The following is a 392-nucleotide window of genomic DNA, read 5'->3' as shown; positions in this document are numbered from 1 at the left end:
TCCTTTACCTCTGCCACATGGGCGGCACGTATTCTGGTTAAACCAACCGCCTCGACCTATATTAAAGGCGGTGTGTATGAGGTTGAACCCTGGCTGAAGCAGAGCAACCATAATGGCTGGCCTGGTGAGGACTGGGGCTTTGGTAAATCGACCGGTGCGTTTATTCCGGTTGAGGCAGGGTATCATACTGACTTTACGACTGATAAATACCCGCGCTCTTATGCGCTGGGCTTTACGTATGACACGTCGCCTTATGATGACCCGCTTTATAACACTCAGCATCAGATCTATGCGACGGCTGGCGGCACACCGCTGGAGAAGCGTGGCCGCAGCACGATTTATCTGCAGGCCCAGCAGATGATCTGGAAGCCTGATGCAAATGGCACACGTGG

The 392-nt window shown here is 53.3% G+C and carries 1 protein-coding gene; it reads left to right on the top strand.

From position 1 onward, the window contains the following. A partial coding sequence (locus HK25_RS12225) for a carbohydrate porin (protein WP_143296017.1) occupies window positions 1–392 on the top strand: 392 nt, incomplete at both ends.

Source organism: Acetobacter sp. DsW_059 (assembly GCF_002153695.1).
GTDB classification, from domain to species: domain Bacteria; phylum Pseudomonadota; class Alphaproteobacteria; order Acetobacterales; family Acetobacteraceae; genus Acetobacter; species Acetobacter thailandicus.
The sequence above is the reverse complement of the archived record's forward strand: the minus strand, read 5'-3'. Positions and strand labels throughout refer to the sequence as shown.